At 69.9% G+C, this 12,075-nt stretch carries 10 protein-coding genes and 1 tRNA gene; 4 read left to right on the forward strand and 7 right to left on the reverse strand.

All coding sequences use genetic code 11. The features are described from left to right. Positions 1-21 precede the first annotated feature (21 nt). Genes AC07DA_RS34570 through AC07DA_RS34580 form a run of 3 tightly spaced genes read left to right on the forward strand, consistent with a single transcriptional unit; the run spans position 22 to position 3,235 of the window. Positions 22-1,335, forward strand: a complete 1,314-nt coding sequence (locus AC07DA_RS34570; RefSeq protein WP_479132195.1) for an ABC transporter substrate-binding protein — start codon at positions 22-24, stop codon at positions 1,333-1,335. Positions 1,336-1,367: 32 nt separating this feature from the next. Beyond that, positions 1,368-2,351, forward strand: a complete 984-nt coding sequence (locus AC07DA_RS34575) for a carbohydrate ABC transporter permease (protein WP_479132196.1) — start codon at positions 1,368-1,370, stop codon at positions 2,349-2,351. Continuing rightward, on the forward strand, positions 2,348-3,235 hold the full coding sequence (locus AC07DA_RS34580; RefSeq protein ID WP_479132197.1) for a carbohydrate ABC transporter permease: 888 nt from the start codon (positions 2,348-2,350) through the stop codon (positions 3,233-3,235). Before AC07DA_RS34575 ends, AC07DA_RS34580 begins: the two co-directional genes overlap by 4 nt. 94 nt (positions 3,236-3,329) lie before the next feature. On the opposite strand, the gene AC07DA_RS34585 is transcribed toward AC07DA_RS34580, so the two are convergent. From AC07DA_RS34585 to AC07DA_RS34600, 4 genes are all read right to left on the reverse strand, one after another. Next, positions 3,330-4,766 carry a GH1 family beta-glucosidase gene (locus tag AC07DA_RS34585; RefSeq protein ID WP_479132198.1) on the reverse strand — a complete coding sequence of 479 codons (1,437 nt, stop codon included), beginning with the start codon at positions 4,764-4,766 and terminating at the stop codon, positions 3,330-3,332. Positions 4,767-4,880: 114 nt separating this feature from the next. Next, entirely contained in the window at positions 4,881-5,786 is a 906-nt protein-coding gene (locus AC07DA_RS34590) for a carbohydrate ABC transporter permease (protein ID WP_351350647.1), read from the reverse strand. Positions 5,787-5,797: 11 nt separating this feature from the next. Next, a complete protein-coding gene (locus AC07DA_RS34595; protein ID WP_479132205.1) occupies positions 5,798-6,811 on the reverse strand; it encodes a carbohydrate ABC transporter permease in 1,014 nt (337 codons plus the stop codon). Between the two features lie 5 nt (positions 6,812-6,816). Next, a complete protein-coding gene (locus tag AC07DA_RS34600) occupies positions 6,817-8,139 on the reverse strand; it encodes an ABC transporter substrate-binding protein (protein WP_479132200.1) in 1,323 nt (440 codons plus the stop codon). Between the two features lie 410 nt (positions 8,140-8,549). Here AC07DA_RS34600 and AC07DA_RS34605 point away from each other — a divergent pair, with 410 nt between their 5' ends. After that, a complete protein-coding gene (locus AC07DA_RS34605; RefSeq protein WP_479132201.1) occupies positions 8,550-9,605 on the forward strand; it encodes a LacI family DNA-binding transcriptional regulator in 1,056 nt (351 codons plus the stop codon). A 120-nt stretch (positions 9,606-9,725) separates the two neighbouring features. Here the strand turns inward: AC07DA_RS34605 and AC07DA_RS34610 are convergent. The 3 genes from AC07DA_RS34610 to AC07DA_RS34620 form a co-directional block, all read right to left on the reverse strand. Next, a tRNA-His gene (locus AC07DA_RS34610) sits at positions 9,726-9,798 on the reverse strand. Between the two features lie 115 nt (positions 9,799-9,913). After that, positions 9,914-10,516: an oligoribonuclease gene (gene orn / locus AC07DA_RS34615; protein WP_479132203.1), complete on the reverse strand. Its 603-nt coding sequence runs from the start codon at positions 10,514-10,516 to the stop codon at positions 9,914-9,916. Between the two features lie 207 nt (positions 10,517-10,723). Continuing rightward, positions 10,724-11,977, reverse strand: coding sequence for a helix-turn-helix domain-containing protein (locus tag AC07DA_RS34620; protein ID WP_479132204.1), 1,254 nt, complete (start codon positions 11,975-11,977; stop codon positions 10,724-10,726). Positions 11,978-12,075: the final 98 nt, after the last annotated feature.

The raw sequence follows: 12,075 nt of genomic DNA on the forward strand, positions 1-12,075 counted from the left end.
CCCTGCCCCCAGGAGCCGTTCATGCGCGACCTCTCCCTCCCCGGATCCTCCCTCTCCGCTCCCGGCCGCCGCTCGGTGCTGCGCGGCATAGGCGGCGCGGCCCTGCTCGGCGCCGGCGTCCCCCTGCTGAGCGCGTGCGGCGGCAGCGGCACGGCGGCCGACCCCAAGACGGTCAGCCTGGGCTCGAACTCCTCCGACGCGGTGCCGAAGAAGGCGTTCGCGGAGATCTACGCCGCCTTCACGAAGAAGTCCGGCATCGAGGTCGACGTGAACACCAAGGACCACAACACGTTCCAGGAGCAGATCAACTCCTACCTGCAGGGCACGCCGGACGACGTGTTCACCTGGTTCGCCGGCTACCGGATGCAGTTCTTCGCCGCGAAGAAGCTCGCCACCCCGATCGACGACGTGTGGCAGAAGATCGGCGGGAACTTCCCCGAGGCGATGAAGAAGCTCAGCAAGGGCGAGGACGGCAAGTACTACTTCGTGCCGCTGTACACGTACCCGTGGGCGGTGTTCTACCGCAGGAGCGTCTTCGCCCGGCACGGCTACCAGGTGCCCACCACCTGGGACGACTTCGTCGCCCTGTGCAAGCGGATGCAGAAGGACGGCCTGGTCCCGATCGCCTTCGGCGACAAGGACGCCTGGCCCGCGATGGGCACCTTCGACCAGATCAACTTCCGCACCAACGGCTACGACTTCCACGTCGAGCTGATGGCGGGCAAGGCCTCCTGGACGGACGCCAGGGTGCGCAAGGTCTTCGACCACTGGACGGAGATCCTGCCCTACCACCAGGAGGGCGCGGTGGGCCGGACCTGGCAGGACGCGGCGCAGGCGCTGGTCGCGAAGAAGGCCGGCATGTACCTGCTGGGCACGTTCGTCGGCCAGCAGTTCACGAACAAGGCCGATCTCGACGACCTCGACTTCTTCGCCTTCCCGGAAATAGACCCGCGGTTCGGGCAGGACACCGTCGAGGCGCCGACCGACGGCTTCATGCTCTCGAAGGACCCGAAGAACAGGGCGGGCGCCGCCAAGCTGCTGGAGTACCTGGGCACGCCCGAGGCCGAGGAGATCTACCTCAAGGCCGACTCCAGCGTGGTCGCCGCCTCGGCCAAGGCCGACACCTCCTCCTACACCGCGCTGCAGAAGAAGTCGTTCGAGATGATCTCCGGCGCGAAGAGCCTGACGCAGTTCATGGACCGTGACTCCCGCCCGGACTTCACCTCCACGGTGATGCAGCCCGCGCTGCAGAACTTCATCCGCAACCCCAGGAACGTCGACGGCATCCTGTCGTCGATCGAGCGCCAGAAGAAGACGATCTTCGCATCCTCCTGACCCGGACGGAGAACCGACGACCCGGATCCGCCATGACCGCCACCCCCGCCAAGGTCCCGGAGCCCGCCGACGTGCCGGCTCCGGGGCCCGCCCCCGCGCCCGCGAGCCCCACCGCGTCCCCGCGGCACCGGCGACTGCTCACCCGCCGCGACCGCGTCACGCTCGGCCTGATGGCCGGCGTGCCCACGCTCCTGCACGTCACCCTCGTGTGGCTGACGGCCCTCGCCTCGATCGCGCTGGCCTTCACCACGTGGGACGGCATCGGCTTCGACTCCATCCGATGGGTCGGCCTGCAGAACTTCCGGGAACTGTTCACCAGCAACCCGCAGTTCTGGCCCGCCGTCGAGCACAACGTCGTCTGGTTCGTCGTGCTCATCCTGCTGCCCACGCCCTTCGGCCTGTTCCTCGCCGTGCAGCTGGACAAGAGGATCCGCTTCAGCCGCGTCTACCAGACCGCGTTCTTCCTGCCGGTCGTGATGTCGCTGGCCGTCATCGGCTTCGTGTGGCAGCTGGTCTACAACCCCGACACGGGCCTGATCAACAGCGTCATCGGCGCCAACAGGCCCGGCCACTACATCGACTGGATCGGCGACCCGGACCTCAACCTGTGGGCCGTGCTCATCGCCGCGTCCTGGCGGCACACCGGCTACATGATGATCCTCTACCTGGCCGGCCTGAAAAGCGTCGACCCCGCCCTGCGCGAGGCCTCCGCGCTGGACGGCGCCAACGAGTGGCAGACGTTCAGGAACGTCGTCTTCCCCACGCTGCGCCCCACCAACACCGTCGTCCTGGTCGTCACCATCATCGAGGCCCTGCGCGCCTTCGACCTGGTCTTCGTCTTCAACAAGGGCGCCCAGGGCACCGAACTGCTGTCGATCCTGGTGACCAACAACATCGTCGGCGAGTCCAGCCGCATCGGATACGGCTCCGCCATCGCCGTCGTGCTGCTGGTGATCTCCCTCGCGGTGATCATCCCGTACCTGATCGCCACCTTCCGGAAGGAGCGGCGCGCATGAGCACCGCGAGCGCGCCGGTCAGACGGCGCACCCCGGTCCGCCCGGCCCGGGTCCTGCTGCACACCTTCCTCGTCGTCACGGCGCTGGCCTGGCTCGCGCCCCTGCTGTGGGCGCTGCTGGCGGCGATGCGGCCCTACGCCGAGACCAGCGAGAAGGGCTACGTCTCCTGGCCCGACAAGCTGACCCTCGCCAACTTCACCGACGCCTTCCAGCAGTCGGACATGCCGCACTACCTCGGCACCACCCTGCTGATCTCGGTCCCGGCCGTGCTGCTGACGCTGCTGCTGTCGTCGATGGTCGCCTTCTACGTCAGCCGCTTCGACTTCCGGCTCAACCTGGCGCTGCTGCTGGTGTTCACGGCGGGCAACCTGCTGCCCCAGCAGGTCATCATCACCCCGCTGTACCGGCTGTACCTGCTGATCGACCTGCCCGGCATCACCGCGAGCGGCAAGCTCTACGACTCCGCGCTCGGGCTGGTCCTCATCCACGTGGCGTTCCAGTCCGGCTTCTGCGCGTTCGTGCTCAGCAACTACATGCGCTCGCTGCCGCACGAGCTGACCGAGGCCGCGCTCGTCGACGGGGCGTCGGTGTGGCGCATGTACTGGCAGATCGTGCTGCCCCTGTGCAAGCCCGCGATGGCCGCCCTGGCCACCCTGCTGTCCATCTGGATCTACAACGACTTCTTCTGGGCCATCGTGCTCATCTCCACCGGCGAGAACATGCCGATCACCTCGGCGCTGAACAACCTCTCCGGGCAGTACTTCACCGACCCCAACCTCGTCGCCGCCGGCGCCCTGCTCACCGCGATCCCCACCCTCGTGGTGTACTTCGCGCTCCAGCGCCAGTTCGTCAGCGGCCTGACCCTCGGCGCCAACAAGGGCTGAGGTCCGGCGCACGGCATGCCGTGCGGGGGATCGCCGTGACGGTCCGGGGCGCGGCACTCCCCTAACCGTGCCGCGCCCCGGACCCCGTCCCCGGTCAGACCGCCTCGGCCTCCGGGAGCGTCCCCGTCCGCGCCGCCCGCGCGTACCAGTGGGCGCTCGTCTTCGGGGTGCGCTCCAGCGTCGCGTAGTCCACGTACACCGCGCCGAAGCGCTTGCCGTAGCCGTACGCCCACTCGAAGTTGTCCATCAGGGACCACAGGAAGTAGCCCCGCACGTCCGCGCCGTCGGAGATCGCCCGGCGGACCGCCGAGAGGTGGCCGTGCAGGTAGGCGACCCGCTCCGGGTCGTGCACCCGGCCGTCGGAGTCGATCTTGTCGTCGTAGGCCGCGCCGTTCTCCGTGATGTACAGCGGCAGGCCCGGCGCCTCACGGGTGTAGCGCATGATCAGCTCGTGCAGGCCGGTCGGGTCGATCGTCCAGCCCATCTCGGTGCGGTCGCCGGGCGTCTGGTGGAAGGCGACGTCGTCCGCGGCCGGCCACGGCGAGTGGTCGCTCGACCCGTGCCCGTCGGCGCGCGGCGCCTTCGCCGATGCGTCCGCCGCCGAGACCAGGCAGGGCGTGTAGTAGTTCAGGCCCAGCGCGTCCAGCGGCTGGTTGATCAGCGCCAGGTCGCCGTCGAGGACGTAGTCCCAGTCCGTCAGGCTCGCCGTCGCCACGTACAGCGTCTTCGGGTAGGCGCCGTGCAGGATCGGCCCGTGGAAGACGCCGTTGGCCAGGTCGTCGATGCGGCGGGCCGCCGCCAGGTCCGCCGGGTCCTGCGAAAGCGGCCGCACCACCGAGGAGTTGAGGCTGATCGCCACCGAGTTGCGGGCCGGCATCGCCGACCGGAGCGCGGACGCGCCCAGCCCGTGGGCCAGGTTCAGGTGGTGCGCGGCACGCAGTGACGCCGCCGGATCCGTCCGGCCCGGCGCGTGCACCCCGGAGGCGTAGCCCAGGAACGCGCTGCACCACGGCTCGTTGAGCGTGATCCACTGCTCCACCCGGTCGCCCAGCGCCTCGCCGACGATCTGCGCGTACTCCGCGAACCGGTACGCCGTGTCGCGCTCCGGCCAGCCGCCCGCGTCCTCCAGCTCCTGCGGCAGGTCCCAGTGGTACAGGGTGACGGCCGGCTTGATGCCCTTGGACAGCAGCTCGTCCACCAGGCGGCGGTAGAAGTCCAGGCCCTTCTGCACGGCCGGGCCCCGCCCGGTCGGCTGCACCCGCGACCACGAGACGGAGAAGCGGTAGGCGCCCAGGCCCAGCTCCGCCATCAGCGCCACGTCCTCGCGGTAGCGGTGGTAGTGGTCGACAGCGATGTCACCGTGGTCGCCGCCGGCCGTCTTGCCCGGCGTATGGCTGAAGGTGTCCCAGATCGACGGCGTACGGCCGTCCTCCCGGACCGCGCCCTCGATCTGGTACGCGGAGGTCGCCGCGCCCCAGAGGAAGGCGGGAGGGAAGGTCACCGGGGTGGCCGGGTTCTCGGAGTCAGGCATGGAAGCGCTCCCAATGAGGTCGTGGAGACCGTTGGTGGAGGGGGAGAGGAAGAGGAAGAGGAGAGGAGGGAGGGGCCGGAGCGGCGTCGGCCCGGCCCCCTGGCGGACAGGGCGTCAGCCCTTGACGGCGCCCTGCATGATGCCGCCCACGATCTGCTTGCCGAAGATCGCGAAGACCAGCAGCAGCGGCAGCGTGCCCAGCAGCGCGCCCGCCATGATCAGCGACTGGTCGGGCGTGTAGCCACGGCCGAGGCCGGCCACGGCGACCTGCACGGTCGGGTTGCCGGTCTGGGTGAGCACCAGGAACGGCCACAGGAAGTCGTTCCAGGTCTGCACGAACATCAGCATGCCGAGCACCGCCATCGCGGGCCGGGCGGCGGGGAACACCACGTGCCACACCACCCGCCAGCTGCTCGCGCCGTCCACCCGGGCGGCCTCGATGATCTCGTCGGGCAGCGCCTGGAGCAGGTACTGCCGCATGAAGAACACACCGAACGCGCTCACCAGCGACGGGAAGATCACCGCCTGGAGCTGGTCGGTCCAGTCCAGCTTGGCGACCATCATGTACAGCGGGATCACGCTCAGCTGCGGCGGCACCATCATCGTGCCGATGACGATCAGCATCAGCGCGTTGCGGCCCTTGAAGCGCAGCTTGGCGAAGGCGAACCCGGCGATCGTCGACAGCACGACGATGGTGAGGGCCGAGATGCCCGCCACGATCGTCGTGTTGAGGAACGCCTCGCCGAGGTTGGCGTCCGTCCAGGCGATCTCCAGGTTCTTGAACAGGTTCGAGCCGAACCAGAACGGCGGCGGCGTCTGCGCCAGGCGCTGGTTGTCACGGGAGGCGGCGATCGCGGTCCACACCAGCGGGAACAGCGACACGATCGTGAACAGGATCAGGATCGCGTACGCGATCGGACCGCCGTGCAGGGTCCCGCCGGCCCGCGCCGACTTCGGCAGGCGCGAACGCCTGGTCTGCCGGGCGGGCGTGGTCTCGGGGGGCGTCACAGTCGTCGTCACGGCCACAACTCCTAACTACTGGCGCGCAGCCGGCGCGAGATGACGTAGTTGACGATGCCGATGACGATCAGGATCAGGAACATTGTCCAGGCGATCGCCGAGGCACGGCCCAGGTGCTGGTTCACCCAGCCCTGCTCGTACAGGTACAGGCCGAGCGTCTGGAACTGGTGCTCCGCGCCGCCGGAGGCGCCCTTGTTGGCGTCGAACAGCAGCGGCTCGCCGAAGACCTGGCTGGCGCCGATGGTCGACACCACGGCCGTGAACAGGATCGTCGGGCGCAGCGACGGCAGGGTCACGTGCAGGAACTGCTGCCAGCGGCTCGCGCCGTCCAGGGCGGCCGACTCGTACAGGTCCTGCGGGATGGCCTGCATCGCGGCCAGGTAGATCAGCGCGTTGTAGCCGGTCCACCGCCAGATGATGATCGTCGAGACGGCGATCTGCGAGGGCCACTTGTCGCCCTGCCAGTCGACCGGGTCGATCCCGACGAAGTCCAGCGCCCAGTTGATCATCCCGTAGTCACGCCCGAAGAGCAGCACGAACACCAGGGAGGCGGCGGCGATCGAGGTGGCGTACGGGGCGAGCATCGCGACCCGGTAGAAGGTCGAGGCGCGCAGCTTGTAGTTGAGGATGTGGGCGATGCCCATCGCCATCAGCAGCTGCGGCACCGTGGAGATGATGCCGATGGTCAGGGTGTTCTTCGCCGCGTTCCAGAAGAAGTCGTCGTCGAAGATGCGCGTGTAGTTGCGCAGCCCCACCCAGTTCATGTCGGTGGGCGCGGTCAGCTCCACCTGGTGCAGCGAGGCCCATCCGGTGTAGATCAGCGGGAACAGCCCGAAGGCCACGAACAGCAGGAAGAACGGCGAGACGAAGGCGTACGGGCTCCAGCGCACGTCCCGCTGCCATCGGCGGGAGAGCTTGGCCCGGCGCCGCTGCTCCTGCTCGGAGACCGGAGCGGCGGGCGGGCGGCCCGGGGCCGCGCCCCCCTCCTTGGCGGGGGGCGCGGCGGTGTCGTGACGGGTGGCCATGCGGGTCACTGGTCCAGGTTGTTGTCGATGGTCTTCGTCGCCGTCTCCCAGGCCTCCTTCGCGGACTTGCCCTTCGTGACGAGGATGACGCCGTTGTCCGTCAGACCCTGCTGGATGATCTGGTCCTTCGGGCCGATCACCTGGACCGGGATCTGCTTCGCGGCCTCGGCGAAGATCTCACCGATCGGGGCGTCGCCGGTCATGTCGTTCTTGGCGCCCGTGACCTCGGGACTGCCGAAGGCGGCCTGGGCGCTCGGGAAGCTGCCCTGCACCTTGAACAGCTTCGCCTGCTGCTCCGGCGCGGTCAGCCAGGCGACCAGCTTCTTGGCCTCCTCGACGTTCTTGCCGCTCTTCGGCACGGTCAGGAAGGAGCCGCCCCAGTTGCCGGACTTGGGCGCCACGGCCACGTCCCACTTGCCCTTGGCGTCGGGCTGCGACTTGCCCTTGATGTAGCCGAGCATCCACGGCGGGCACGCCATCGCGGCGAACTTGTTGTTGGCGATCGTCTGGTCCCAGGCGGGCTGGAACTGCGTCTGCGCGCCGACCAGGCCCTTCTCCGCCGCCTCGGCGGTCAGGTCGAAGGCGTTCTTGACGGCCGGGTTGGTCTTGTAGATGACCTTGCCGGAGGCGTCGTAGAACTTCTCCTCCTCACTGCTGAGGATCGCGTTGATCAGACCGCCGGGGGAGTCCATGAAAGTCGTGCCCTTGGGGCCGTCCTTCTTGTACCGCTCGCCGATGTCGACGAACTTGCCCCAGTCGCCCGCCCACAGCTTGCCGACCTCCGCGCGGTCGGTGGGCAGCCCGGCCTTCTCGAAGAGGTCCTTGCGGTAGCAGATCGCCATCGGGCCGATGTCCGTGCCGAGACCGATCGTCTGGCCGTCCTTGGTGGTGGCCTGCTGCCACTTCCAGTCCAGCCAGTCGGCCTTGTTCACGCCCGAGACCTTGGAGAGGTCCTCCAGCTTGGCGGACTGGGTGTTGACGATCTCGGCGATGTTGCCGACCTCGACGGCCTGGACGTCCTGCAGGCCGCTGTTGGTGGTCAGGTGGTTCAGCAGCGCCGGGTAGTAGTTCTCGTTGCGTTCGACGACGTTCTCGGCGATCTTGATCTTCGGGTTGAGCTTCTCGTACTCGGCGTAGAGCCCCGCTTCCTTGAAGCCCATGGTGCCGAAGAGCCCGAGCGTGATCGTGGTCTTGCCCTTGCCGCCGGACGACGAGCCGGAGCTGTCGTCTCCGCCGTCGTCGGCACAGCCGGCCAGCAGCCCGGTGCCCAACGACGCGACGGCCGCGAGGGCCAGCGCCTTGCGGGCGGTTCGGATGCGTGCTCGCATGTCGTCCTCCTGTTGCCCTGACGTGCCGACCCCCCGGCCAACTGCATTGTTGGACCCGTTTTCACTCGCTGCGGCTCGGGCGGGGAACGTGCGGGTTGTGTATGTGTCAGGTACTGTGGGAGCGCTCCCACCAGTGATGTGTTGAAGGTTCGCGGGTCGGAGCGGGGGTGTCAAGGGACCGGACAGGGAGAGATGCGTTCAGTTATCGGGACGTTAACTGGACCGGGACGGGAGCCCCTTGGCTGCCCGGTGGGCAGTATCAAGCCAGGAGGGCGTCGGCGGGAGTGGCGCGCCGGGCGGAAGCGGAAGGCCGGGGACGGCAAGCCGTCGGCACCGGTCACCGGAGCCGGCGGTCCTGTTAAATTCCAGGCCAGCCGCAGAGTGCGGGTCTGTACGGGAAGGCGGAGCCCATGGCAAGCCACGGAGCGCGGGGCCGAAGCGGTGGCCGGCCCACCCTCGAAGAGGTGGCGGCGCGCGCCGGTGTCGGCCGCGGCACGGTCTCCCGGGTGATCAACGGCTCGCCCCGGGTCAGTGACGCCACGCGCGCGGCCGTCGAGGCGGCGGTCGCGGAGCTCGGCTACGTGCCGAACACCGCGGCGCGCGCCCTGGCCGCCAACCGCACGGACGCGATCGCGCTGGTCGTCCCCGAGCCGGAGACCCGGTTCTTCGCCGAGCCGTACTTCTCCGACATGCTCAAGGGCGTCGGCGCGGAACTGTCCGAGACGGAGATGCAGCTGCTGCTGATCTTCGCGGGCAGCGACCGGGAGCGGCAGCGGCTCGCGCAGTACCTGGCGGCCCACCGGGTGGACGGCGTCCTGCTGGTCTCGGTGCACGCGGACGACCCGCTGCCCGACCTGCTGGCGCAGCTGGAGATCCCGGCGGTGATCAGCGGCCCGCGCTCGTCGGCGGAGTCCCTGCCGTCGGTCGACTCGGACAACTACGGGGGCGCCCGCCAGGCCGTCGAGCACCTGCTGTCCCGCGGCCGCACCCGGATAGCCCACATCACCGGCCGCCTGGACGTCTACGGAGCCCAGCGCCGTATCGACGGCTACCGCGCGGCGCTGAGCGACGCGGGTCACGAGGTGGACGAGTCGCTGATCGAGGGCGGTGACTTCACGGAGGAGGGAGGCCGCCGCGCGATGACGGCGCTGCTGGAGCGCCGGCCGGACGTGGACGCGGTGTTCGCCGCGTCGGACGTCACGGCGGCCGGCGCGCGGCAGGCGCTGCGTGAGGCGGGGCGCCGCATCCCGGACGACGTCGCGCTCGTCGGCTACGACGACTCGGCGATAGCGCGGCACCTGGACCCGCCGCTCACCAGCGTCCGCCAGCCCATCGAGGAGATGGGCCGCCGGATGATCGACCTGCTCCTCACGGAGATCGCCGACCGCCGCCCGCTCGCCTCGCGGGGGCTGGAGCGCCGGCAGCTGGTCCTGGCCACGGAGCTCGTGCCGCGGTCGTCGTCGTGACGTGCGGGGCGTCGGCGGTGAGCGGGACGAACGGCGGCCCGGCCCGGGGGAGTTGAGACGCCGGGCGGACACGCCGAAGGGGCTGACCCGGTTTCCCGGAGCAGCCCCTTCGGCGTCGAGGGTGAGTGACGGGACTCGAACCCGCGGCATCCTGGACCACAACCAGGTGCTCTACCAGCTGAGCTACACCCACCATGACCGGCTTGGAGATCAGTGTGTTCCCCGACCGGCCGAGAAAAAGTGTACAGGGTCCGAAGGGGTGCTCGCGCCCGCCTTTCCGGGCGGCCCCCGACGGGCCCCTGGCGCACCTACTGAGCAGGCAGGACGTGCTTCGCCGCGATCGCCTTCGCGGTGTCGGAGTCGGGCCCGGGCTGCGGGACGAAGACGGCCTCGCGGTAGTAGCGCAGTTCCGCGATGGACTCGCGGATGTCGGCGAGCGCGCGGTGGTTGCCGTTCTTCTGCGGACTGTTGAAATACGCCCGCGGGTACCAGCGGCGGGCCAGCTCCTTGATCGAGGACACGTCGACGATCCGGTAGTGGAGGTAGTCCTCCAGTGTCGGCATGTCGCGCAGCAGGAAGCCGCGGTCGGTGCCGACGGAGTTGCCGCACAGCGGGGCCTTGCCCGGCTCCTTCACGAACTCCCTCACGTACGCCAGGACCTGCTCCTCGGCGTCCTTCAGCGTCGTGCCGCCCGGCAGCTCGGCGAGCAGTCCGGACGCGGTGTGCATCTGACGCACCACCTCCGGCATCGTCTCCAGCGCCCGCTCCGGCGGCCGGATGACGATGTCCACGCCCTCGCCGAGCACGTTGAGCTCGGAGTCGGTGACGAGGGCGGCCACCTCGATGAGCGCGTCGTCCGACAGCGAGAGGCCGGTCATCTCGCAGTCGATCCACACCATGCGATCGTTCATGTGTCTAACCTTACGGCGCGGCACGCTGCGCGGGTCGGCCGTGTCCTCGGTTGCGGCGGGTGTCCGCGCCCCGGGGCATCGATCCGCTGCTCGCGGGGGGCGCCGCCGCTGCCTGGACGGCCTCGCCCTCGCGGTCCCGGGCGGCCCCGGGCGTGGAGAAACGGGCGGGCGGGCCGGCTGCCGCCGACCCGCCCGGTGACTACCGCGTCACGTCCCGCTGCGCTGGCCCGGCAGGCTCGCCGACAGGGCCGGGGACGCTCCGACCGCGCTCGCGGCCGCCGTGCGGCGGGACTGGAGCGGGACCGGGTGCTCGGGGTGCAGCGCCGCCGCCGACTGGCCGGGCTGACCGGACTGGCCGGGGTGCCCGTCGTGTCCCGGGTGGCCCTGCATGCCGGGCCCGGAGCCGCCGGGGGCGGCCTCGGTGTCCTGCGGACGCTCGCCCTGCGGGCGCCGGGCGCGGTACGCCGCCCGGTACGCGGCCGGGGACGAGCCGAGCTGGCGGCGGAAGTGGCCGCGCAGCGCCACCGGCGAGCGGAAGCCGCAGCGGCCCGCCACCTCGTCCACCGAGTAGTCCGACGTCTCCAGCAGGCGCTGTGCCTGGAGCACCCGCTGCGTGATCAGCCACTGCAGCGGCGCGCTCCCGGTCAGCGAGCGGAAGCGGCGGTCGAACGTACGCCGGCTCATGTACGCGCGTGCCGCCAGGGTCTCCACGTCGAACTGTTCGTGGAGGTGCTCCAGCGCCCAGGCGACGACCTCGGCGAGCGGGTCGGCGCCGATCTCCTCGGGTAAAGACCTGTCGAGGTAGCGCTCCTGTCCGCCGGACCGGCGCGGTGGGACCACCAGGCGGCGGGCCAGGGCCCCGGCCGCCTCGTTGCCGTGGTCCGCCCGCACGATGTGCAGACAGAGATCGATTCCGGCCGCCGTGCCCGCCGACGTGAGCACGTCGCCGTCGTCCACGAAGAGTTCCCGTGGATCGACGTGCACGGACGGGTAGCGCTTGGCCAGCGTCGGCGCGTACATCCAGTGTGTCGTCGCGGGGCGGCCGTCCAGCAGGCCCGCCGCCGCGAGGACGAAGGCGCCGGTGCACAGTCCGACGATGCGGGCGCCCTCCTCGTGGGCGCGGCGCAGCGCGTCGAGCGCCTCGTCCGGTGGCGGAGAAGTGATCGAGCGCCAGGCCGGCACGACGACCGTGCCCGCGCGCGAGATCGCTTCCAGGCCATGCGGTGCGGTGAGTTCCAGGCCCCCTGTGGTCCGCAGTGGGCCGTCCTCGCCGCCGCACACCAGCAGTCGGTAGCGGGGCACGCCGGCGTCCTGGCGGTCGATCCCGAACACCGACAACGGTATGGAACTCTCGAAGATGGGGCCGCCGCTGAACAGCAGCACCGCGACGATCTCCTTGCGACGTCGCCCGGAAAGCTTCCGGGCCGCGGTTTCCGGCGCGGCAGTGGAGTCGTGGCTCATACTGCTAAGACGTCGTCTCATTTGGCGTGCCTGGGTAGTCTGCACCGTGTGGTGATGGTCGAGCGCATGGTGCCGGACGAGCTGTGGGAACTGTTCCA

The sequence above is a fragment of the Streptomyces sp. NPDC044921 genome (assembly GCF_056432865.1).

Bases quoted from the DNA above. Each gene is read 5' to 3' on its own strand.
- AC07DA_RS34575 (WP_479132196.1), top strand. From the start codon at position 1,368: ATGACCGCCACCCCCGCCAAGGTCCCGGAGCCCGCCGACGTGCCGGCT.
- orn (WP_479132203.1), bottom strand. From the start codon at position 10,516: ATGAACGATCGCATGGTGTGGATCGACTGCGAGATGACCGGCCTCTCG.
- AC07DA_RS34605 (WP_479132201.1), top strand. From the start codon at position 8,550: ATGGCAAGCCACGGAGCGCGGGGCCGAAGCGGTGGCCGGCCCACCCTC.
- AC07DA_RS34595 (WP_479132205.1), bottom strand. From the start codon at position 6,811: ATGGCCACCCGTCACGACACCGCCGCGCCCCCCGCCAAGGAGGGGGGC.
- AC07DA_RS34600 (WP_479132200.1), bottom strand. From the start codon at position 8,139: ATGCGAGCACGCATCCGAACCGCCCGCAAGGCGCTGGCCCTCGCGGCC.
- AC07DA_RS34570 (WP_479132195.1), top strand. From the start codon at position 22: ATGCGCGACCTCTCCCTCCCCGGATCCTCCCTCTCCGCTCCCGGCCGC.
- AC07DA_RS34620 (WP_479132204.1), bottom strand. From the start codon at position 11,977: ATGAGCCACGACTCCACTGCCGCGCCGGAAACCGCGGCCCGGAAGCTT.
- AC07DA_RS34585 (WP_479132198.1), bottom strand. From the start codon at position 4,766: ATGCCTGACTCCGAGAACCCGGCCACCCCGGTGACCTTCCCTCCCGCC.
- AC07DA_RS34580 (WP_479132197.1), top strand. From the start codon at position 2,348: ATGAGCACCGCGAGCGCGCCGGTCAGACGGCGCACCCCGGTCCGCCCG.